We start from the raw sequence: 21,201 nt of genomic DNA on the forward strand, positions 1-21,201 counted from the left end.
GGTCACGAACCTCCGGGCCGGACGCCGTCGAGCATCCCGAACCGGTACAGCAGCCACAGCAGCGGGTCCTCGGCGCGGTGGGGCCGGACGCCGCCGGCGCCGACCCGCCCGTCCTCGGGGACGCCGCCGAGCGCCGACAGCCCGAACAGCGCGTGGTCGGTGTACTGCTGCCCGAGGTAGGTGTCGAGCTGCCCGGCCTGCCAGTCGTGCAGCAGCGCCCGGACCTGCTCGTTCACCGCGTCGCGGTCGTCCAGGTCGAGCACGCCCGCGCCGGCCCGGGACCGCCGCAGCGCCGACTGCCGCAGCAGGTCGGGGCGCAGCGCGTCGATCTTGGTGAGCGCGACCGCGACCGGCACCGGCAGCGGCTCGCCCGGCCGGGTGCCGTGCCGCTGCCGCAGCGCGTCGGTGACCCGCGCGATGATGTTCAGCGGCTCGCTGTCGGGATCGTCGCCGGAACGGGGCTCCGGCACGGTGCCGGAGATCCCGGACCGCGCCCCCGGCAGCTCCAGCGGATCGACCAGGAAGATGATCGCGTCCGCCGCCTCCAGGTAGCGCAGGTGCAGGTCGGTGACCTCGCGGCTGCGCAGGTCCTCGCCGGCGGTGTCGAACAGCACCAGCGCCAGCGACTCGTTGCGGGCCCGCGCGAACCGGCCCTGCAGGAACCGGCCGGGCCGCGTCCGCGTCAGCAGGTACACCAGCGGTTCGCGCGGGCCGGTGGCGGCGCTCGCCGTCGTGGGCAGCAGCCGCCGCTCCTCCAGCAGCGGGCGCGCGAAGTCGCGCTTGTAGCGCTCGATGGTCCGGTCGTCGCAGGCCACGAGCGAGGCGTCCAGTTCCGTGCCGACGCGGTTCATCAGCTCGTGCAGCAGCACCGCGATGTAGGTGCTCTTGCCGGCGTTCTTCGCGCCGACCAGCGCGACGATGCGGCCGGGGGAGTCGCAGTACGCCGACGGCAGCGGGTTGTGGCATTCCGGGCACGCCCGGTTCCCGGTCGGCACCCCGCACGCGGGGCAGTCGGCGCGCCCCTTGCGTCCGGGCGCGGCGAACACCGGCGGCAGCGACGCGCCCGCCGTCGAGCCCGTGTAGGCGGCCAGCTCCTCGTCCAGGACGGGCGCGCAGCCCTGCCGCCGCCCCGCCTGGCCCCGGCAGCGGAACAGGATGCGCTGCGGCGCGACGGACGCGAAGCAGTACGGGCAGGTGACGCCCTGCCGGGGGAAGAGGCGTGCGGACGCGCCGGGCAGCCGGGCGAGGGGTCTGGTCATCACGGGACCTGGAGTCGGCGGATCGGGGGATCGGTGAGGTCGATGACATCATCATCGGCGAAGCAGCGCAGCCAATACGGCCCGGAAGCGCGCGGAACGGCCACGGACAGCTCGCCCGGCACCGGAACCTGCTCCCATGTGCCGAGCGTCTCGCCGTCGCCCGCGCGGTGGGGCATCACCCGGCCGCGCCTCAGCACCAGCGACAGCCGCGCCACCCGCAGCGGCCGGGCGCAGGTGAACCGCAGCGTCAGCGACCGCCGCCACGGCGGGCCCGACCGCTCCAGGTCGTAGCGGACGACGGTGCGCGCCTCGACCTCCGCCGTCACCGCCGGGCCGGTCACCCGCGTGCCGCCGACGGTGCCGGCGGCCGTCACCGCCAGCTCGACCGGCTCGTCCTCGGGGACGGGCAGCCGGACGCCGCCCTGCGTGTCGTAGGCGGCGCGGGTGACGGTCTCGCGCCGCGTCCCCTCGGCCCCGGGGGCGCGGTGCGGGTCGCGGCCGACCCGGTACACCAGGTCGACCTCCGCGACGTCCGGCGGCCAGTCGAATCCGACGTGCACGTGGTCGCCGCGCCGCTCGGCGACGAGGCGGCGCGGCGGCGGCAGGTTCACGTGCCGGTGGTAGGCGCCGATCGCGGCGGTGCCCTCGGCGACCGTGACGGCGAGCAGCCAGCCGCCCGCGCCGGGCCGCACCGCGAGCCCGCCCGCCGTCGGCGTGCCCGCGAGCCGCCGCGTCTCCCGCCGGACCTCCTCCACCGGGACCAGCGCGCTGCGCGGCCACGGCGGCGGACCGGCCGACAGCACCAGCTCGGCCGTCCCGTGCGCGGGCGGCGCGAACCGCACCCGCAGCACGCCCGGGTCGGACGGGTCCGGCTCGGCGTCCAGCTCGTACACCGGCTCGGGCGGCGCGCTCGGCGTCACCGACGCCCGCACGCCCGGCGTGGCGACCTCCAGCCCCGCCCCGTCCAAGTACACCGCGCTGACCCGGTAGTGGTGGGTGCGGCCGTTCGGGACCCGTTCGCGGAACCCCTCGCGGCCCGCCTCGACCGGCGTCCCGTCGCGGACGACGACGACCCGCGCCGCCTCCGGCGGGCACCGCCACCGGCCGGTGACCTGCCCGTCCCCGGACAGCAGCTCGACCTCGCGCGGCTCCGGCCGCACGACGACCGGCCCCGCCACGGCAGGCGCGGCGGCGGCCTCACCGCGCACCGCGACGGCGCCGTAGTACAGCGGCACGTTCACCGGTGGGCGCCCGTCGCGGTCGCCGTCGATCGCCTCGCCGTCGCCGGCTCCGCGCGGCGGCCTCCCCGCCCGCCGCACCAGCCGGTAGCCGACCTCGCCGGCGGTCGACGGCGACGCCTCCCACGACAGCCGCACGCCGGCGCCGTCCGGGTCGACGTCCGCGTGCAGCGCCGGGACCGGACGCGGCGGCAGCCGCCGCTGGTGGTCGCGGGCGCCGGGCAGGTCGCGGACGAGGCGCAGCGCGTCGGCGAGCAGCCGCCACGCCCGGTCCGGGTCGGGATCGGCGGCGGCGGTCTCGCGCAGCCGCAGCGCCGTGTCGAGGCGGTGCCGCGCCTCGGCGGCGAGCACCTCCTCCTCCGGCGGCTCGCCCTGCCCGCCGTCCCGCGCGGCGCCCGGGACCCCGGACGCGTCGGCCAGCTCCGCCGCCGCGAACACCTCGCCCGCGTCCAGCAGCGCGCGCAGCCGCCCGGCCAGGCCGCCGCCCGCGGCCGTCTCCCGGACCACCGCGAACACCAGCCGCCGCGCGTCCTCGGCGTGGACGCCGAGGTCCTCGGTCGCGTACCGCAGCAGCGCCCGCTCGGACGCGCGCTGCCGGAACCGCTCCCGCAGCCGGTCCACGATGTCGTACCGGACGAGCTCGGTGAGGTCGGCGCCCGACCGCAGCGCCGCCAGGATCGTCCCGGCGTGCGTCGTGCTGGTGTCGCGGCTGCGGCGCGCCCACTCCTCGCCGGCGGCGGCGACCACGTCCGCGTCCAGCCGCAGCAGCCCGCCGCGCAACGCCGTCGCGCCGGGCGCGCCCGGCGTCGCGGGCGCGGCGAACCCGTCCAGCACCCGCATCGGGCCGGCGATCCGCGGCCCGAACAGGAAGTCGGCCAGATGCCGCTTGCCCAGCACGCCCAGCGACTCGCGCACCTTCCGGTACGCCGGGTAGGGCGCCGCGGACGGCAGCGCGTCCGGCTCGCGCACGGCGATGCCCTCGGCGGCGGCCAGCGCCTCCAGCTCGGACCGCGCGATCCCGCCCGTCCGGGCGATCGCGTCGACCTCGGCGGGCGCCGCCATCCGCAGGAACCCGGCGGCGTCCGCCAGCCCGGCGCGGGCCTGGGCGCGGCGCCGCTCCGTGCGCTCCCGGCCGCCCGCCAGGCGCTGCTGGAGCGCGCGCATGTCGCCGCGCCCGGCGGCGGTGAACAGCGGCGCCAGCTCGCGGTGCTCGGCCTCCAGCCGGTCGATCAGCCGGCGGTACTTCAGCTGGCCGCGCGCCCGCCGCCAGCACTGGCGCACCTGCTTCACCCGCGCCTCGACGCCCGGCGCCGTCAGCGGGTCGGCCAGCGCGTACCGGACGCGCAGGTCCTCGGGCGGCTGGTCGCCCGCGGCCCGCGCCGGCTCCAGCACCTCCCGCCGGTACTCCTCGTCGAACGTCACCGAGGGCGCCGGATCAGCTCACCTGGACGCGGGAGAGGGCCTTGCGGGAGCGCTCGACCTCCTCCTCCGACATCCCCCCGACGTCCACCTTCAGCTCCAGCCGCTCGCCGGACTCCTTCTCCACCGCGGTCACGTTCAGCAGCCCCGACGAGTCGAGCGTGAACGTCACCCCGATCGGCCAGCCCGCCTTCTTGCCCGGCGGGACGCGGATCTCGCCGGTCGCGATCTCGGTGTTGTCGATCAGCTCGGCGGACTCGACGCTGCCCGCCTGCTCCATCACCCGGACGTCGGCGGAGGTCTGGTCGTCGTAGACGGTGAAGAAGTCCTCGGTGCGGGCCGCGGGCAGCTCCTCGTTGGCGTGCACCAGGTGCGCGACGTGCTCGGCGCCGGAGTCGCGGTCGACCACCACGATCCCGAACGCATGCGAGGCGACCGTGCGGATCTGCCGCCCCGCGATCTGCTTCTGCTGCTCGGCCGACAGCCCGGCGCGGTTCGCCATCTCCTCGGCGCGCTCGGCGTCGCCCTCGCGCATCAGCCGCCGGTAGGTCTCCTCGAACGCGTACAGCGCGGCGCCCTTGGCGACGGCGAGGTCCGGGTCCTGGAGGCGGGGCGACAGCCCGAGCTCGGTCTCCAGCCGCGCCGCCACCACCGGCATCTTCGTCGACCCGCCGACCAGCACCAGGTCGTCGTAGTCGTGCACGCCCTTCTCCGCGGCGGTCGACAGCGTCCGCCCGGTGATCTCGATGGTGCGGTCGAGGAGGTCCTTGGTCAGCTCCTCCAGCTTCTCCCGCGTCACCTCGATCGCCGCGACCCGCCCGGCGTGCATCACCCGGACGGTGTGCGCGGTGCGGGTGGTCAGCGCCTTCTTGGCGTCCTCGGCGTCCCGGCGCAGCTGCTGCTCGGTCTGCTTGTCGTCCAGCGGGTCGCCCGCGTCGGGGTGCTCCGCGCCGAACCGCTCCGCCAGGTACTCCACCAGCCGCGCGTCCCAGTCGGCGCCGCCGAGCTCGTGGTCGCCGTCGGTGCAGATCACCTCGATGTGCCCGGCGCGCAGCGCGATGACGGTCGTGTCGAACGTGCCGCCGCCGAGGTCGTACACCAGGATCGTCCGGTCGGCGTCGGGGTTCAGCACCCCGTAGGTGATCGCGGCGGCGATCGGCTCGGACACGATGTCGATGACGTTCAGCCCCGCGATCCGGCCCGCCTTGCGGGTCGCGTCCCGCTCGGCCGCGCCGAAGTAGGCGGGGACGGTGATGACGACGTCGCGGGCCTCCTCGCCGGTGGTCGTGCGCGCGTCCGTCGCCAGCTTCAGCAGGATGAACGCCGACAGCTCCTCGGGCGTGAAGTCGATCCCGTGGATCGGGCGCGTCACGTCCCGGCCCATGTCCCGCTTGATCAGGCTGACGACGTTGTCGGGCTCCAGCACCGCGGTGTCCTTCGCGGTGGCGCCGACGACGACGTTCTCGCCGCTCTCGAAGTACACCACCGACGGCGTGGTGTCGGTGCCCTCCAGGTTCCGCAGGACCGCCGGCCGCCCCACGTCGTCGATGGAGGCAATGCAGGAGTACGTGGTTCCGAGGTCGATCCCGTAGACAGCCATGTCCCTCTCACCCATCGGTGCCGAGTCGGTTGTTCGTCGTCTCGCCGGGACCGGCCGCGCGGGGGCGGCCGGACCCGGTGCTGACGGCGGGCGCGGTGCCGCGCGCGGTGTCGTCCGGGGCGCCGCCCGCCGTCCTCCCCTCCAGGTGCGCGTCCTCCCGCGCGTCCGCGGTCCCGTTCGCGTTCCGGTCGAGCCGGCCCACCGTGACGGCCGCCTTGCGCAGCACCCTGCCGCTCTGCTCGAAGCCGTCCGCCTGGACCTCGGTCACCGTGCCGTCGCGGGCCGGGTCCGCGACCGCGGCGACGGCGACGGGCCGGTGCCGGGACGCGTCGTACGGCTCGCCGGGGCTGGCGGTGAACCGCTCGGCGCCGAGCCGGGCGAGCGCGTCGGCCACGTCGTCGGCGACGGCGCCGAGCAGCCCGGCGGTGCGCGCCGGGTCGGGCGGTTCGGCGAGCCCCGGCTCGGCCAGCCGGCACGCCTCGCGGCGGGCCTGGTCGTGCAGCCGGTACAGCGCGGTGCGGACGGGCTCCAGCATCGTCTGCAGCTCCCCGCGCCGCAGCCGCTGGTTCTCCTCGTGCAGCCGGTCGATGACCGCCTCCCGGTGCGCGGCGCGCTCGTGCTCGCGGTCCAGCCGCGCGGTCAGCCCCGCCAGGGCGTCCCTGACCTCGGCCTCGAAGGCGGCGCGGCCGTCGTCCTCCGGTTCCGGCTCCGGCGCTGCGGTGGCCCGTGTGACCTGGCCGGCCTCCGTGACCTCCGTGACCTCTGTGGCCTCGGCGGCGCCGTCCGCCACCGGCGGCGTTGCGCCGTCCGTGCCGGAACCGGCCCCGGTGTTGACTGTGCGATCCCCGTCGCTCGACACGTGCAGTCACCTTAATGATGAGGAGGCAGAGGCGATAGGCCTGCGGTTGACCTTCATTGGACTCTAGTTTGACGCCTCCCCGCCATTCCAGCACCGACTTCTTCGCGTCGACACGGATGGGTAACACGTGAGAAACGCGTCTCGCGGAAGCTGGGCGGGACCCATGGAGAAGGAGGTGGCGATGTTGCTGCGGATCCGTGTCCGGCTGCCCGACCGCCCGGGCTCGCTGGGGCAGGTGGCGCGCACGCTGGGCGCCGCGGGCGCCGACGTCGTCCAGATGGCGGTGTTGGAACGCGACAACGGGCGTGCGCTGGACGATTTCACCGTCCTGTGGCCCGCGGGGGCCGGCGTCGAGCGGCTGCGCGACGGGCTCGGATCGGTGCCCGGCGTGGTGATCCTCGGCATCTGGCCGACGGTCGAGCCGCAGGGCGCGTTCCCGGACGCCGCCGTGATCGGCCAGATCGCGGCGCTGCCCGAGCGCGGCGCCGCGACGCTGGCCGACGCCGTCCCGGGCATCCTCAGCGCCGACTGGGCCGGGCTCGCCGAGCTGGGGGAGCGCGACACCGCGGTCCTCGTGCACGCCAGCGTCGGCGGGATGGTGGGCACCGAGCTGCCGGTGCTGCCGCCCCTGCGGCCGCGCGCGTTCACCGCGCCGGACGGCACCGAGTACGCGGTCTGCCCGCTGTCGGCGGGCCGCGCCGCGATCGTCGTCGCGCGGACGGGGGCGCCGCCCTTCCACCGGACGGAGGTGCTGCGGCTGGAGCAGCTGGTGGACGCGGCGGAGGCGGTGCTGGCCACCGATGTCGTGCGGACCTCGTGAGGAGGCTCCGGTGTCCCGGCGGGCACCGGTGTTCCGGTGGCCCCTGGTGTCCCGGGCGAGGTAGTTCTAGAGTCGCATTCTAGGATTTGTCACGTTCCAGGAGGCGACCGATGGCCGAACTGCTCCGCCCGCACGCCGACGCCCGGCCGGACGAGCCCGCGCTGACCGACGAGCGCGGCACCACCACCTGGCGGGAGCTGGACGCCAGGACCGACCGGCTGGCGAGCGCGCTGCGCGGCCTGGGGCTGACCACCGGCGACGTCATCGCGATCCACTCCGGCAACCGCCGCGAGTTCTTCGAGGCGATGTGCGCCGCCGGCCACATCGGCCTGCGCTACGTCCTGGTCAACTGGCACTGGACCGCCGACGAGCTGCGCTACGTCCTCCAGGACGCCAAGGCCCGCGTGCTGTTCTCCGAGGACGCCTTCGGGGACGTCGCGCGCGAGGCGTCCGACGGCCTCGCCCTCACCGCGCGGATCGCGTTCGGCGACCCGGTCGACGGCTTCACCCCGTACGAGGAGTTCCTCGCGACGGGCGCCCAGGAGGAGATCGCCGACCCGTCCACCGGGCTGCCGATGTTCTACACCTCCGGCACCACCGGCCGCCCCAAGGGCGTCACCCGCAAGCTCACCGGCGCCGGCGGGCCGATCGAGAACGCCCGGCTGCTCGGCGACGCGATGGCGGGCGTCCTGCGGATCCCGGAGAACGGCCGCACGCTGCTCGTCGGGCCCGTCTACCACTCGGCGCAGTGGATGTGGTCGCACGTGTTCCTGCTCGCCGGGCGGTCGGTGGTGATGCGCCGCGGCTTCGACGCCGCCGAGACGCTGCGGCTCATCGACGAGCACGCGATCACGAACGTGCACCTGGTGCCGACCCAGTTCGTCCGGCTGCTGCGGCTGGACGAGGCGGCCCGCAAGGCGTTCGACGGCTCCAGCCTGGAGGTCGTCTGGCACGGCGCCGCGCCGTGCGCCCCGGACGTCAAGCGCCGGATGATCGACTGGTTCGGCCCGATCGTGCACGAGTACTACGGGTCCACCGAGGCGTCGGTGAACAGCGTGATCACCGCCTCCGAGTGGCTGGAGCGGCCCGGCAGCGTCGGCCGCCCGCTGCCCACCACCGAGGTGCACATCCTGCGCGAGGACGGCGAGCCCGCCGCGCCGGGGGAGCGCGGCCAGATCTGGTTCCGCTACGCCAGCGGCGACGACGTGGAGTACTGGGGCGACGAGGAGAAGACCCGCTCGGTGCACCGCGCGAACGGGCTGTTCACCACCGGCGACGCCGGATACCTGGACGAGGACGGCTACCTGTTCCTCGCCGACCGGGTCATCGACATGATCATCAGCGGCGGGGTGAACATCTACCCGGCCGAGATCGAGGGCGTGCTGATCACCCATCCGGCCGTCCGGGACGTGGCGGTGTTCGGCGTCCCGGACGAGGAGTTCGGCGAGCAGGTGAAGGCCGCCGTCGAGCTCGCCGACGGCGCCGAGCCGTCCGACGCGCTCGCCGCCGAGCTGGTCGAGCACGTCCGCGCGTCGCTCGCCGGCTACAAGGCCCCGCGCTCGGTCGACTTCGTCGACGCGATGCCGCGCACCCCCACGGGCAAGCGCTACAAGCGACTCCTCCGCGACCCCTACTGGCAGGGCGCCCGTTGAGCCGCGGCGGGTCGTCGTCATCCGGGCCGCCATGACGGCGACCCGCCGCGGTCAGCGCAGCAGGGCCAGGACGGTGTCGAGGTCGGTGAGGCCGGCGTCGGAGCCGAGGCCCTGGGCAACGGTCGCGGCGGCGGCGGTGCCCCACCGGGCGGCCTCCAGGACGTCCTTGTCCCGGCCGAGGGCGGTGATGAACCCGGCGCAGTACGCGTCGCCGCAGCCGGTGGTGTCGACGACCTCGACCGGCAGGGCGGGCAGCCGGTGCACGCCGCCGGCGGTGGCGACGAGGCTGCCCGCCGCGCCGAGCGTGACGACGACCGTGGCCGGCCCCTGGGCGAGCAGGGCGCGGGCGGCCTTCTCCGGGTCGTCCTCGCCCGTCATCGCGGCGGCCTGCTCCTCGTTGGGCAGGAAGTGGTCGACGTGGGGGAGGAACGCGGCGGTGCCCCGCACCAGGTCGGGCATGTTGGACAGCAGGTCCATCGTGACGACCGTGCCGGACGCGCGGGCCGCGTCGAGCGCGGCGAAGAACTCCGGGTCGTTCAGCCCGAACGTGACGTCCGGGCCGCCGAGGTGGACGGCGTTCGCGGCGGCGAGCAGGCCGGGCTCGACCGCGCCCGCGGTGAGGGTGAGGTTCGCGCCGGGCACGTGGAAGCTCGGCCGGCCGCCGTCCGGCCGGATCGGCAGGATCGACGCGCTGGTCTGCTCGGCGGTGCGGCGGACGAGCCCGGTGACGTCCACCCCGTTCCGGGTCATGATCGTCACGAGCAGGTCGCCGAGGTCGTCGTCGCCGATCGCGCCGACCGAGACCACCCGGTCGCCCAGCCTCGCGAGGGCGACGGCGGTCCCGGCGGCGGCGCCGGCGGCGGTCACCCTGATCTGGTCGACGACCACGGTGTCCTGGCCGCCGGGGATGCCCTCGACGGGGCGGGCCAGCACGTCCAGGATGTGCGCTCCGACCGTGACCACTGTTGCCATGCCGGGTCTCCCTCGTGATCGTCAGGGCCGTAGCGTACGACGGGCAGGGCCGAGAACGTGAGAGGGATTCGCATGTTGCTGGAGGACGAGCGGCGCGCGCTGTGCGCGGTGGGCCGCAGGCTGGCCGAGACGGGCCTGGTGACCGGCGCGGCCGGCAACGTCAGCGTCCGGTCGGGGGACCTGGTCGCGGTGACGCCGGGCGGGATGATGCTCGACCGGATGCGGCCGGAGGACTGCCCGGTCGTGAACCTGGACGCCCGGCTCGTGGACGGCGACCGCGCCCCGTCGTCGGAGACCCCGATGCACCTCGCGCTGTACCGCGAGACGCCCGCGGCGGCGGTCGTCCACACGCACTCGACGTACGGGGTAGTAGTGGCGACCACCATGGCCGAGCTGCCGCCAATCCACTACAACACGCTGCTGCTGGGCGGCGTGGTGAAGGTCGCCGAGTACGCCACGTACGGGACGCCGGAGCTGGCCGAGAACGTCCGGGCCGCGATGGAGGGCGGCAAGCGCGCCGCGCTCATGGCCAACCACGGCGGCGTCACGATCGGCCGCGACCTGGACGAGGCGTTCGAGAACGCGCGGCTGCTGGAGTGGCTGTGCGGCGTCTACGTGCGGGCCAAGATGGTCGGCGAGCCGCGGATCCTGACCGACGGCGAGCTGGCGAAGGTGGTCGAGCGAGGCCTCGCGCCGCCGGAGTTCCCGGCTGTGTAACCTAGCGCTTGCTAGGTCACCTGGGAGGTCCTCTTGCCCTTCGTCCTGATCGACAAGCCGCGCCCGCACGTCACGCTCATCACCCTCAACCGGCCCGAGCGGATGAACGCCATGGCGTTCGACGTCATGGTCCCCTTCCGCGAGGCACTGGAAGAGGTGAGCCGCGACAACGACACCCGCGCCGTCGTCATCACCGGCGCCGGGCGCGGCTTCTGCTCCGGCGCCGACCTGGAGTCGCCGGGCGCGCTCCCCGGCATCGACGGGCTGACGCTGTCGACGATCGCGCTGCGCTCGATGGAGCTGCTGGACGACGTCGTCCGCGCGATGCGCCGCGTCCACCAGCCGGTGATCGCGGCGATCAACGGGCCGGCGATCGGCGGCGGGATGTGCCTGAGCCTGGCCGCCGACATCCGGCTCGCCGCCGAGGCCGCGCTGTTCCGCGCCGCCGGCATCAACAACGGGCTGACCGCGAGCGAGCTCGGCCTCAGCTACCTGCTGCCGCGCGCGATCGGCGCGTCCCGCGCGTTCGAGATCATGCTGTCCGGCCGGGACGTGGACGCCGCCGAGGCCGAGCGGATCGGCCTGGTCTCCCGCACCGTCGCCGGCGACAAGCTGCTCGGCGCGTGCTGCGACCTCGCCGAGCGGATCGCCGCGTTCAGCCGTCCCGGCGTCGAGCTGACCAAGCGGTCGCTGTGGTCCGGCCTGGACGCGTCGAGCCTCGACGCGCACATGGGCCAGGAGGGCCTCGGCCAGCTGTACGTGCGGCTCACCACGCAGAACTTCGACGAGGCCATCGCGGCGCGCAAGCAGAACCGCCCGCCCGACTTCAAGGACTGAGGCTGGGATCCGGCGCCGCTGCATGGCAGGCTGCCGCCCATGCCCAGGCTTTCGCCGGACGACGCCCGCCGGCTGCTCGCGACCGCGCCCGTCGCCCGGCTCGCGACCGTCGGGGAGGACGGCCGCCCGCACCTCGTCCCCGTCACCTTCGCCGTGCACCGCGGCTCGGTCTACACCGCGGTCGACCACAAGCCGAAGAGCACCCGCGACCTGCGCCGGCTGGCCAACATCCGCGCCAACCCGCGCGTCGCGCTGCTCGCCGACCACTACGAGGACGACTGGGACCGGCTCTGGTGGGTCCGCGTCGACGGCCATGCCGCCGTGGTCGAGGACGACGCGCGCCGCGCCGAGCCCGTCCGGCTCCTCGCGGACCGGTACGACCAGTACCGGGACCGTCCGCCCGAGGGGCCGGTCATCGCGGTGACCATCGACGCCTGGACGGGCTGGAGCGCCGTCCCCTAGATCCCGGCGTCGAAGGCGCGGACGGCCTCGGTGATCTCGGCGGGGAACTCCACGTGGGGGTGGTGGCCGGCGCCGTCGAGCAGGACGACCTCGCCATCCAGCCGTCCGGCGACCCACTCGGCCTCGGCGGCCGGGTCGGGCCAGTCGATGTCGCCGGTGCCCATGATGACCAGGACGGGCGCGGTGACCTTGTCCAGCCGCGCCTCCGCCTCGGCGTGCGACATGCTCATGTAGGACGCGATGACCTTGCCGCGCCCGTGCTCCTTGAGGTTGGCCTTCAGTTGCGCCGCGTGCTCGTCGAAGTCGGCCGGGCGCTTCGGCTCCCACTTGGGGTAGTACGACATGTACAACGGCACCGCCAGGCCGGGGATCCGGAACAGCGCCATGGTCAGCTTCTGCGCGAGGCCGGCCTTGCCGTCGCGGACGAACGGCGCCGCCAGCACCAGGCCCTTGACGAGCTCGGGCGCCTCGGCGGCGGCGTATACGGCCGCGGCCGCGCCGTTGGAGCAGCCGTAGACCAGGGCCGGGCCGGCGTCCAGGTGCCGCAGCAGCGCCATCAGGTCGTGGGCGAGCGGGGTGCTGCCGTACGCGGGCCAGTCGGCGCTGGTCTCGCCCATCCCGCGCTGGTCGACGGTGACGACGCGGTACCCGGCCCCGACGAGGGCCGGCTTGAGGAACCGCAGCTGCGAGCGCGTGTCGAGCATGGACGGCAGGCACACGATGAGCTGGCCCTCGCCGCTGTCGTCGTAGGCGAGGCGCCCGCCGGGGAGGTCGAGGTACTGCGTCTGGTCGCTCATCGCGCGCTCCGTTGTTTGGTGTAGCTCTATGGCTAAGAACATTAGCTTTCGGGCTACGCGGGGGTCAACCCCTTGTGCGAGGCGGTTTCGCGCGGCCGTCCGGCGGTCAGTCCCAGGCGGCGCCGATCCGGGCCAGCTCGGCCGCGTACTCGATCCGCCCGGCCCACTCCCGCGGCCAGGCGTCCATGCCGAGGCGCGCGCCCGCGAACGCGCCCGCCAGGCACGCGATCGAGTCGGAGTCGCCGGAGCTGGCGGCGCCCCGCCAGATCGCCTCGACGGGCTCGTCCGGGAACAGCAGGAAGCACAGCAGGCCGGTGGCGAGGGCCTCCTCCGCGCACCAGCCCGCGCCGGTGATCTCGCACGGGTCGGACGCGCGGTCGCCCCGCGCGACGGCCTCGTCCAGCCGGTCCAGGACCTCCAGGCACTCGTCCCAGCCGCGCGCGATGAACGTCTCCGGCGCGTCCATGCCGGGCTGCTGCCACAGCGTGCCGAGCCACCGCTCGTGGTAGACGGACCGCTGCTCGTGGCAGCGGGCGCGCAGCGCGGCGGGCAGGTCCGCGGGCGCCATGCCGTCGGCCAGCCATCGGACCGCGAAGGCCGTCAGCTCGCTCGCCGCCAGCCCCGTCGGGTGCCCGTGCGTCATCGCCGCCTGCAACTGCGACGCGCCGGCGCGCGTCTCGTCCGACAGGCCCGGGACGAGCCCGACCGGCGCCACCCGCATGTTCGCGCCGCAGCCCTTCGAGCCCGCCACGGTCGCCTCCACCCACGGCTTCCCCGCGGCCAGGCCCCGGCACGCCCGCAGGCACGTGTTGCCGGGCGCCCGGTTGTTGTCGGGGCTGTTCAACCAGTCGACGAACCGCCGCCGCCACATCGGCGCGATCAGGTCCGGCGTGAACGGGGGGTTCTCCAGCGCGTCCAGGAGGGCGACGCCGACCGCGATCGCCATCTGCGTGTCGTCGGTGACCAGCGCGGGATCGCCGTTCAGCTGCGTCGGCCCGTGCTCGCCGAACCGCCGCCGGATCTGCTCCATGTCGAGGAACTCGGTCGGCGCTCCCAGGGAGTCCCCGTACGCCAGCCCGAACATCGCACCGCTCGCCCGCATCATGGGCGACATTGTTCCTCAGTTCCCGCAAGCTCCCCGATAGCCCCCGGGCGTCATCCCGTAGCAGCGGACGAACCACCGCGTCAGATGGCTCTGGTCGGCGAACCCGGTCGCCGCCGCGACGTCCCCGATCGGCTCGCCGCGCGCCAGCCGGCGCCGCGCCGCGCGCAGCCGCAGCTGCCGCTGGTAGTCGCTCGGCGCCATCCCGTACGCCCGGCGGAACGCCCGGTAGAGCGCGAACCGGCTGCACCCCGCCGCCTCCGCCAGCTCGTCCGCGCCCACATCGTCCAGGTAGGACTCCTCCAGGCGGAGCCGGGCGCGCGCGGCGGCCCCCGACGACGGCCCGACGCGCAGCCGGTCGGACGCGGCCCGGTTCACCATCGCGCCGACCGTCGCGGTGAGCAGCTCGTCCCGCCGCAGCGCCGGGGCACCGCCGAGCAGCGCCGCGTGCAGCGCCCGCAGGTTCCGCGCGAGCGCCGGGTCGCCGACCACCGGGGCGTCGAACAGCGGGAGCCCGGCCGGACGCCCCGCGATGTCGGCCAGCACACCCGCCACCAGCTCCGGCCCGATGTGCACGATCCGGTAGGTGAAGCCCAGCTCGTCCGCCGCGCGGCCGTCGTGCGGATCGTCCGGGTTGAACGCGATGACCATCCCCGCGGCGCTCGTGTGCGCGCCGCCCCGGCACTCGAACGCCTGGTAGCCGTCCTCGGTGACGCCGAACGAGTACGTGTCGTGGCTGTGCCGGTGGTAGACGTGCCGCTCGAAATGCGCGTGCATCGCCTCCAGCGGGCGGTCCGCCGACCGCCAGTACCTGCTCCAGTCCACGCCTCCAGTCTGGCCCGCCTCCGGCCCGGCCCGGCGCACGAGCGTTCAAGACCGCCACCCTCGCGTCCCGGCAGCCTGGACGGCATGCGCTTCGACACCAAGATCGGCATCGTCGTCCGCGACGACCTGGCCGCGTGGCAGCGGCTCAACGTCACCGCGTTCCTGGCGAGCGCGGTGGCCGGGGGAGTGCCCGGCGTGATCGGCGACCCCTACGAGGACGCCTCCGGCAACGCCTACCTCGCGATGTTCCGCCAGCCCGTCCTGGTCTACGAGGCCGCCGCCGACGCCGTGAAGGCCGCCCACACGCGGGCGCTCGCCCGGGGAATGGACATCGCCGTCTACATCGAGGACATGTTCAAGACCGGCCACGACGAGGCCAACCGCGCCACCGTCCGCGCCGTCACCGCCGAGGAGATGCCGCTCGTCGGGTTCGCCGTCCACGGACCGAAGAACGGCGTGGACAAGGCACTGAAGGGGCTCAGGCTGCACCCGTGATGCCGGCGAGCGCGGCCAGCCGCTCGCGGTGCGCGTCCGGCGACCCGAACAGCTGCCGCGACCCCTGCGCGCGCTTGAAGTACAGGTGCGCGTCGTGCTCCCAGGTGAACCCGATGCCGCCGTGCAGCTGGATCGCCTCGCCCGCCGTGTGGAAGTAGGCGTCCGAGCAGTACGCCTTCGCCAGCGCCGCCGCGCGCGGCAGCTCCTCCGGGCTCTCGTCGGCGGCGGCCGCCGCGTTCAGCACCGCCGACCGCGCCGACTCCACCAGCACGAACATGTCCGCGCAGCGGTGCTTGATCGCCTGGAACGACCCGATCGGCCGCCCGAACTGGTGCCGCACCTTCGCGTACTCGACCGTCATGTCCAGGGTCCGCTGCGCGCCGCCGAGCTGCTCGGCCGCCAGCGCCACCGCCGCGACGTCCAGGGCGTGCCGGACCGCGTCCGCGCCGCCGACCTTCCGCGCCGGCGTCCCGTCGAACCCGATCCGCGCCAGCTTCCGCGTCTGGTCGAGCGTCGGCATGGACGTCCTGGTCATGCCGTCGGCGTCCGCGTCCACCGCGTAGAGCCCGACGCCGTCCTCGTCCTTCGCCGCCACGAGCACGAGCCCGGCGACGCACCCGTCGACCACGAAGCTCTTGGTCCCGCGCAGGAGGCCGCCCTCGGCACGTGCCTCCACGGCGTCGAGATCCCAGCTCCCGCCGTCCTCCGCGACCGCGAGCGTGGCGATGGTCGACCCGTCCGCGATGCCGGCCAGCAGGTCGTGCCCGCCGTCCCCGGCCTGGAGCGCCGCCGCGGCCGTGATCGTCGCGAGGAACGGCGCGCACACGACGGCCCGCCCCATCTCCTCGAACACGATGGCCAGCTCGCGCATGCCGAACCCGGCGCCACCGTGCTCCTCGGGGATCGCCAGGCCCTGCAGCCCCAGCTGCTCGGCCATCTGCGCCCACACCTTCGGGTCGTAGCCCTCGGCCGTCTCCATCAGCCGCCGCACCTCCGCGGACGGCGACCGGTCGGCGAAGAACCGCCGCAGCGCGTCGCGCAGCTCCCGCTGTTCCTCGGTGACGACGAGCTCCATCCGGCGGCCTCCCTGACCAGACGCGTGTACGGCAGTCGACCACCCTGCCGCGCCGCACCGCCCCGCGACCACGCCCCTCCCGCTCACCGGGACGCCCCGCCGGTTACGCGTCCCAGTCGTGCGGGCCCAGGACGTAACCCTTCGGGGTGGAGTGCAGATGGTTGATCGACACCAGGTGGCCCAGTGCCGCCCAGAGATCCTCTTCGGGGGCCTTCATCAGCTCCTCGATCGTCTCGAAGTCCGCCGCGCCGCCCTCGACGTCGATCTCCGCCACGGTCTCGTACACCGCCAGCTCGAAGTCGCTCAGCTCCTGAACGTCCCCGCGCCCGGCATCGTGCTCGTCCATGGCGAGAACGTGCCCGCTCCCCGCCGTTCTATTGCCCGCCGAGTGTGCGGACACCGGCCCACGGGGATCGTAGGCTGAGGACGAACGCACCGATGGCTACGATCTGTATGCGAAGGGTGGCGCTCCGCTCATATACTCGCTCGCGAGGAAAGGAGCAGGGCATGACGACGATGGTTCATGAGCCCGAGACCCAGGAGGACATCCTCCTGAACGACTTCCTCTCCCTCGACCCTCCAGAGGGCTACCGAGCCGAACTCATCGACGGAGAGATCGTCGTGACCCCACCCCCCGTAGGCGACCACGAGCTGTGCATTGCCGAGATCGCGTGGCAGATCGCCCGGCACTGCTCGACCAAGTTCCACAACGCCGGACACAAGGGGCTGGTCATTCCCTCCGGCGGGCGGCACCCGAAGAGTCACGTGATCCCTGATGCCACGTTCGCTCCCGCCTCTCTGGGTCTCTTCCGGGGTGCGCCGTCGTGGATGCCCGTCGAGCCGGATGGTGTCGCCATGGTGGTCGAGGTGACGTCATCGCGGCCGGAGCTGGACCGGGAGGCCAAGCGCCACGGGTACGCCCGTGCGAACATCCCGCTCTATCTGCTGGTGGACCGCGAGGCGGAGAAGGTGATCCTCTTCAGCGACACCGACGGCAAGGACTACAGGCAGACGAACAGCGTGCCTTTCGGCAAGGGGTTGGCGCTGCCGGAGCCGTTCGGCATCGAGTTGGACACGTCCGAGTTCGCGTGAGCCGGGGGCGCCGTCCGAGGTGCGGGTCAGCCGTAGCGCTTCATCTCGTGGAAGAAGCCGGGGATCGTGTGCAGGTCCCCCGCGGCGGTGACCTGGTCGTGGACGTACTTGGCGACGGCGAGGTCGAGGACGCCGAGGCCGAACGGGGAGAAGATCACCGGCTTGTCGGCGGGCGGGGTGGTGGCGCCGGTGAGGACGTCGTAGAGGGTGCCGGCGACGAAGTCGCGGTCGCCGACCTTCTGCTCGGCCAGGTGCGGTGACGTGTTGGCCTTCAGGCAGTGCTCGACATCGTCCACGATGTTGTAGGCGGACAGGATGATCTCGGGGGAGAGGTCGCGCAGCGACACGTGCAGGACGAGCGGGTTGTGCGCGAACCAGGCCGGGTCGGTGACGTGGGGCTCGCCGGCGACGGTGGCGAAGACGACCAGGTCGGACGAGCGGATCAGCGACTCGGCCGAGTCGTGGACGGTGACGGCGCCCTTCTCGGCGCGTTCGAGGTAGCCCTTGAAGCCCTCGGCGTGCTCGGGGGACAGGTCGTGGATCCCTAGCTCGTCGAAGGAGAAGCCGTTGCCCGCCAGGTAGGTGTGGATGTAGCGGGCGATGAGGCCGACGCCGACGAAGCCGACGCGGCGGGGCCGGTCGCCGCGCTTGTCGGCGAGGGTGGCGGCGGCGAGGGACGCGGACGCGGCGGTGCGCGCGGCGGAGATGATGGAGCTCTCCAGGCACGCGAACGGGTAGCCGGTCTCGGCGTCGTTGAGGATCAGCACGGCGGAGGCGCGGGGGATGCCGTTCGCGACGTTGCCGGGGAAGCTGGAGATCCACTTGATGCCGTGCACGTCCACGTCGCCCTGGACCGACGCGGGCAGCGCGATGATCCGGTCGGACGGCCGGTCGGGGAAGCGCAGGAAGTAGGAGTCGGGGTTGACGGTCCGCCCCTCGCCGTGCAGCCGGTAGGCGGCCTCGACCATGCCGATGACCTGCTCCTCGCGCCCGGCGACCGCGTCGTGCACCTGGGCGCCGGAGATCACGGCGAACGTGGGGGCCTGCGTCATGGGGGAACTCCGTGTCCTTTTCGCGGTGCTCGGGATGATCAGACGCCGAGAATACCGGCGGCCGGGAGATCGAGGCCGGGGAGCAGTTCCCCGAAGTGCTCGCCGAGCCAGGTCTCGTCGTAGATGGAGTCGAGGTAGCGCTCGCCGAGGTCGGGCGCGATGGCGACGGCGACCGGCTCCTCGCCGGGGTACTTGGCGTCCAGCCAGCGGGACGCGCCGGACACCACGGTGCCGGTCGAGCCGCCGAACAGGAACCCGCGCGAGGCGAGGGTGTGCACGGTGCGGATCGTGTCCTGCTCGGCGACGTGCACGACGTCGTCGACGTAGGACTCGTCGACCAGGGCGGGCCGGGCGCTGGTGCCGAGGCCGGGCACGAGGCGGCGCTCGGGGATGCCGCCGAAGGTGACCGAGCCGACCGCGTCGATCGCCACGATCGTGACGGGGCGGCGGTGCTCGCGGAAGTAGCGGGCGCAGCCCATCAGGGTGCCGGTCGTGCCGGCGCCGACGAAGAGGACCTCCAGGTCGGGGAACTGCCTGTCGATCGCCGGCGCGGTCCCGCGGTAGTGGGCGAGCCAGTTGTTGCGGTTGGCGTACTGGTTCAGCCAGACGTACCCGTCGTCGGTCTCGCACAGGTCCTGGACGTACCGGATGCGGCTCTCCAGGAAGCCGCCGTTGGCGTCGGTCGCGGAGATGACGCGGACCTCCGCGCCGAGCGCGCGCATGAGCCGGACGGAGGCGGGGTTGCAGCGCGGGTCGGTGACGCAGACGAACCTCAGCCCGCGGTCGGCGGCGATCAGGCTGAGCGCGATGCCGAGGTTGCCGGAGGAGGACTCCACGATCGTCGAGCCGGGGGTGAGCACGCCGTCGCGTTCGGCGGCCTCCACCATGGCGGCGGCGGCCTTCAGTTTCACCGACCCGGCGAAATTGAATCCCTCGCATTTGAGGAAGAGTGGACGGCCGGTGACGTGGCGCAGATCGACGTAAAGGTCGTCCACGTTGAAATCCTGCGGCGAGGTGATTATCGGCACGCTGTCACCCTTGAATGAAGAAACAATTCCCTCATCTTCCCCCGAGTACGCCGCGAGCCTCACGCCAGGGTCATGGCGGAGCCTCACCGTACCTTCGGGCATGTTCCGTCGCAACCCCCGATTACCGGCGAGTAGCATCCAATCCCCGCAATCCGGAGCACCGTCTACCGGAGTCGGACATAAGCTATGACCTCCGCTTCTTTTGGCGATGACGGTGGAGAAGAACGACATCACGGAGAGTGAAGATGAGCGCTCGCGGACCGGCCGTGGACCGGCTGCTGCCCCTGGCCGGCCTGCCCGTCCTCGCCGTGCCCGCGGACGAGGCGGAGCGGGCGCGGGAGCTGGCGGTGCGGCACGGGATGGTGTGCGAGCGCCCGGTGGACCTGCCCGATCCGGTGATCACCCGGGTGGAGCGGTTCGCCGCGGAGCGGGACCGGCCCGCGGTGGCCGACCGGACCCGGACGCTGTCCTACGCCGACCTCGCGCGGGAGGCGCGCCGGCTGGCCGCGCTGCTGGAGGACGCGGGCGTCGAGCCCGGCACCGTGGTCGGCGTCGGCGGCCCGCGCTCCGCCGCGGTGGTCGCGGCGTTCCTGGCCGTCGAGCTGATCGGCGCGCTGTACGTGCCGGCCGACGAGACCTGGCCGGCGGGCCGCGTCCGCGACGTCCTCGACCAGGCGGGCGCGTCCGTGCTGGTCGTCGCGGACGAGGCGGAGAGCGCCCCGGCGCTGCTGGAGGGCGCCGCCGAGGCCGGCTGCCGGGTGCTCCGGGCGGCGGACGCGGCGGGGCTCGCGCCCTGGGCCGGCGCGCCGCGCCTGGACGCGCCGGACCGCCCCCGGTACGTGCTGTTCACCTCCGGGTCCACCGGCCGGCCGAAGGGCGCGGTCGTCGAGCACCAGGGGATGGTCAACCACCTCTGGGGGAAGATCGTCGACCTGGGGCTGACCGGGGACGACGTGGTCGCGTTCACCGCGCCGCTCGGCTTCGACATCTCGATCTGGCAGATGCTGTGCCCGCTGCTGGTCGGCGGCCGGGTCGACGTGATCGGCGACGAGGTCGGGCACGACCCGGTCGCCTTCGCCCGCGCGGTGGACGGGCAGGGCGTCACCGTCGTCGAGCTGGTCCCGACCATGGTCCGGCACCTGCTGGACGACCTGCCGGGCGCCCCCGGAGGAAGCCTGGGCGGCCTCCGCTGGATGATCGCCACCGGCGAGGAGCTGCCGGCGGAGCTGGCGCGCCGCTGGCTGGAGGCGATGCCGCACGCGGGGCTGCTCAACGCCTACGGCCCCACCGAGTGCTCCGACGACGTCACCCACCACACCGTGACCGCCGGGGACCTGGACCTGCTGCGGCTGCCCATCGGCGCCCCCATCGTCAACGCGCGCCTCTACGTCCTGCGGCCCCTCGACGAGGGGACGTGGGCGGCCTGCGACATCGGCGAGACCGGTGAGCTGTTCGTCGGCGGCGTCGCCGTCGGCCGCGGCTACCTGGGCGACGACGCGCGGACCCGGGAGGCGTTCTACCGGGACCCGTTCGGCGGGTCGCCGACCGGCCGGCTCTACCGGACGGGCGACGCGGTGCGGCTGCTGCCCGCCGGGGCCGGCGGCGCGGACCGCCCCGTCCTGCAGTACCTGGGGCGGGTCGACCGGCAGGTGAAGATCTCCGGCGTGCGGATGGAGCTGGGCGAGATCGAGGCGGTGCTGCAGCGGCACCCCGCGGTGGGCGCCGCGGCGGTCGTCGTGCACGAGTACCCGGCCGGGTAGCGCGGGTGCCCCGACGGAGATCTTTTAACGCTGCGTAATCGCATTGTCCGTGTTGAGTTGCCAACCTTTGTCACCGGGTGAGCGTCGGGCGCGCGGCGGACCCGGCCGGTGACCGGCTCTTTTGTCACTCCCGTGAGCAA

The 21,201-nt window shown here is 74.0% G+C and carries 20 protein-coding genes; 8 read left to right on the forward strand and 12 right to left on the reverse strand.

Features of this window, described 5'->3' with window-relative positions; all coding sequences use genetic code 11:
* Positions 1 to 2 precede the first annotated feature (2 nt).
* From ACA514_RS05060 to grpE, 4 genes are read right to left on the reverse strand one after another with little or no spacing between them, the layout of a single operon-like run.
* Positions 3 to 1,259: a hypothetical protein gene (locus ACA514_RS05060; protein ID WP_375039797.1), complete on the reverse strand. Its 1,257-nt coding sequence runs from the start codon at positions 1,257 to 1,259 to the stop codon at positions 3 to 5.
* Positions 1,259 to 3,919 carry a hypothetical protein gene (locus ACA514_RS05065; RefSeq protein WP_375039798.1) on the reverse strand — a complete coding sequence of 887 codons (2,661 nt, stop codon included), beginning with the start codon at positions 3,917 to 3,919 and terminating at the stop codon, positions 1,259 to 1,261. Before ACA514_RS05065 ends, ACA514_RS05060 begins: the two co-directional genes overlap by 1 nt.
* 13 nt (positions 3,920 to 3,932) lie before the next feature.
* Positions 3,933 to 5,516 carry an Hsp70 family protein gene (locus tag ACA514_RS05070; RefSeq protein ID WP_375039799.1) on the reverse strand — a complete coding sequence of 528 codons (1,584 nt, stop codon included), beginning with the start codon at positions 5,514 to 5,516 and terminating at the stop codon, positions 3,933 to 3,935.
* A 7-nt stretch (positions 5,517 to 5,523) separates the two neighbouring features.
* A complete protein-coding gene (grpE, locus tag ACA514_RS05075; RefSeq protein ID WP_375039800.1) occupies positions 5,524 to 6,375 on the reverse strand; it encodes a nucleotide exchange factor GrpE in 852 nt (283 codons plus the stop codon).
* A 181-nt stretch (positions 6,376 to 6,556) separates the two neighbouring features.
* On the opposite strand from grpE, the gene ACA514_RS05080 reads away from it, so the two are divergent.
* Positions 6,557 to 7,195 carry an ACT domain-containing protein gene (locus ACA514_RS05080; RefSeq protein ID WP_375039801.1) on the forward strand — a complete coding sequence of 213 codons (639 nt, stop codon included), beginning with the start codon at positions 6,557 to 6,559 and terminating at the stop codon, positions 7,193 to 7,195.
* Positions 7,196 to 7,305: 110 nt separating this feature from the next.
* Positions 7,306 to 8,847, forward strand: coding sequence for an AMP-binding protein (locus ACA514_RS05085; protein WP_375039802.1), 1,542 nt, complete (start codon positions 7,306 to 7,308; stop codon positions 8,845 to 8,847).
* Positions 8,848 to 8,898: 51 nt separating this feature from the next.
* Here ACA514_RS05085 and ACA514_RS05090 read toward each other — a convergent pair whose 3' ends face one another.
* On the reverse strand, positions 8,899 to 9,819 hold the full coding sequence (locus tag ACA514_RS05090) for a carbohydrate kinase family protein (protein WP_375039803.1): 921 nt from the start codon (positions 9,817 to 9,819) through the stop codon (positions 8,899 to 8,901).
* Positions 9,820 to 9,891: 72 nt separating this feature from the next.
* On the opposite strand from ACA514_RS05090, the gene ACA514_RS05095 reads away from it, so the two are divergent.
* The 3 genes from ACA514_RS05095 to ACA514_RS05105 are packed head-to-tail and all read left to right on the forward strand — an operon-like array spanning position 9,892 to position 11,835.
* On the forward strand, positions 9,892 to 10,536 hold the full coding sequence (locus ACA514_RS05095; protein WP_375039804.1) for a class II aldolase/adducin family protein: 645 nt from the start codon (positions 9,892 to 9,894) through the stop codon (positions 10,534 to 10,536).
* 33 nt (positions 10,537 to 10,569) lie between these two features.
* Complete coding sequence (locus ACA514_RS05100; RefSeq protein ID WP_375039805.1) at positions 10,570 to 11,373, forward strand: enoyl-CoA hydratase; 804 nt, start codon at positions 10,570 to 10,572, stop codon at positions 11,371 to 11,373.
* A 39-nt stretch (positions 11,374 to 11,412) separates the two neighbouring features.
* Complete coding sequence (locus ACA514_RS05105; protein WP_375039806.1) at positions 11,413 to 11,835, forward strand: TIGR03668 family PPOX class F420-dependent oxidoreductase; 423 nt, start codon at positions 11,413 to 11,415, stop codon at positions 11,833 to 11,835.
* Here the strand turns inward: ACA514_RS05105 and ACA514_RS05110 are convergent.
* From ACA514_RS05110 to ACA514_RS05120, 3 genes are all read right to left on the reverse strand, one after another.
* On the reverse strand, positions 11,832 to 12,632 hold the full coding sequence (locus tag ACA514_RS05110) for an alpha/beta fold hydrolase (protein WP_375039807.1): 801 nt from the start codon (positions 12,630 to 12,632) through the stop codon (positions 11,832 to 11,834). The genes ACA514_RS05105 and ACA514_RS05110 overlap by 4 nt on opposite strands.
* Before the next feature lie 106 nt (positions 12,633 to 12,738).
* Positions 12,739 to 13,737 carry an ADP-ribosylglycohydrolase family protein gene (locus ACA514_RS05115; RefSeq protein WP_375039808.1) on the reverse strand — a complete coding sequence of 333 codons (999 nt, stop codon included), beginning with the start codon at positions 13,735 to 13,737 and terminating at the stop codon, positions 12,739 to 12,741.
* 15 nt (positions 13,738 to 13,752) lie between these two features.
* A complete protein-coding gene (locus ACA514_RS05120; protein ID WP_375039809.1) occupies positions 13,753 to 14,559 on the reverse strand; it encodes an AraC family transcriptional regulator in 807 nt (268 codons plus the stop codon).
* 84 nt (positions 14,560 to 14,643) lie between these two features.
* On the opposite strand from ACA514_RS05120, the gene ACA514_RS05125 reads away from it, so the two are divergent.
* Positions 14,644 to 15,054, forward strand: coding sequence for a DUF2000 family protein (locus tag ACA514_RS05125; RefSeq protein WP_375039810.1), 411 nt, complete (start codon positions 14,644 to 14,646; stop codon positions 15,052 to 15,054).
* Here the strand turns inward: ACA514_RS05125 and ACA514_RS05130 are convergent.
* Positions 15,038 to 16,129, reverse strand: a complete 1,092-nt coding sequence (locus ACA514_RS05130) for an acyl-CoA dehydrogenase family protein (protein WP_375039811.1) — start codon at positions 16,127 to 16,129, stop codon at positions 15,038 to 15,040. The two genes, ACA514_RS05125 and ACA514_RS05130, sit on opposite strands and share 17 nt — an antisense overlap.
* A 103-nt stretch (positions 16,130 to 16,232) precedes the next feature.
* On the reverse strand, positions 16,233 to 16,475 hold the full coding sequence (locus ACA514_RS05135) for a hypothetical protein (protein WP_375039812.1): 243 nt from the start codon (positions 16,473 to 16,475) through the stop codon (positions 16,233 to 16,235).
* 161 nt (positions 16,476 to 16,636) lie between these two features.
* Here ACA514_RS05135 and ACA514_RS05140 point away from each other — a divergent pair, with 161 nt between their 5' ends.
* The gene (locus tag ACA514_RS05140) at positions 16,637 to 17,221 is read left to right on the forward strand and encodes a Uma2 family endonuclease (RefSeq protein ID WP_375039813.1); all 585 of its coding nucleotides are present in this window, start codon (positions 16,637 to 16,639) and stop codon (positions 17,219 to 17,221) included.
* Between the two features lie 26 nt (positions 17,222 to 17,247).
* Here ACA514_RS05140 and sbnB read toward each other — a convergent pair whose 3' ends face one another.
* Positions 17,248 to 18,273, reverse strand: a complete 1,026-nt coding sequence (gene sbnB, locus ACA514_RS05145; RefSeq protein WP_375039814.1) for a 2,3-diaminopropionate biosynthesis protein SbnB — start codon at positions 18,271 to 18,273, stop codon at positions 17,248 to 17,250.
* 38 nt (positions 18,274 to 18,311) lie between these two features.
* On the reverse strand, positions 18,312 to 19,301 hold the full coding sequence (gene sbnA / locus ACA514_RS05150; protein WP_375039815.1) for a 2,3-diaminopropionate biosynthesis protein SbnA: 990 nt from the start codon (positions 19,299 to 19,301) through the stop codon (positions 18,312 to 18,314).
* A 245-nt stretch (positions 19,302 to 19,546) separates the two neighbouring features.
* Between sbnA and ACA514_RS05155 the strand changes: the two genes are divergently transcribed.
* Entirely contained in the window at positions 19,547 to 21,061 is a 1,515-nt protein-coding gene (locus ACA514_RS05155; RefSeq protein ID WP_375039816.1) for an amino acid adenylation domain-containing protein, read from the forward strand.
* Positions 21,062 to 21,201: the final 140 nt, after the last annotated feature.

Source organism: Actinomadura sp. NTSP31, from assembly GCF_041951385.1.
GTDB classification, from domain to species: Bacteria; Actinomycetota; Actinomycetes; order Streptosporangiales; family Streptosporangiaceae; genus Spirillospora; species Spirillospora napierensis.